The sequence below is a fragment of the Paraburkholderia sp. SIMBA_053 genome (assembly GCF_046534895.1).
In the GTDB taxonomy this organism is placed as follows: Bacteria; Pseudomonadota; Gammaproteobacteria; order Burkholderiales; family Burkholderiaceae; genus Paraburkholderia; species Paraburkholderia caledonica.
The window spans coordinates 1-249 of the sequence record NZ_JAWRXU010001328.1 but is presented as its reverse complement, the minus strand read 5'-3'; the positions used below and the strand labels follow the sequence as shown (position 1 = coordinate 249).

Here is a 249-nt window from a genome sequence, read left to right as displayed (position 1 = left end):
CCCATGACCAGGGCCGCGGCCGCGACCGGCGCGAGCCACTCCGTTCCACGGTCGACACCGCTCGGAGCGAGCAGCCACATCGCGAACACCAGCGGCTGCGACAGGAGCTGCACGATGCCGAAACGCAGGAAGGTCGGCCGGAGCACCCGCACCGCGAGGCGCGACCTCAGCGGCACGACCAGGCTCAGCGCGGGGAGGACGTGGATCGCGTGCACGAGTAGGAGCGCAAGAGCCGTCCGGCCCGGGGAC

General features: G+C 72.7%; 1 protein-coding gene. It reads right to left on the bottom strand.

The annotated features are described in order from the left end of the window. The coding region (locus SB753_RS39925; RefSeq protein ID WP_410805530.1) for a hypothetical protein at nt 1–215 on the bottom strand (215 nt) is incomplete at its 3' end. Nucleotides 216–249: the final 34 nt, after the last annotated feature.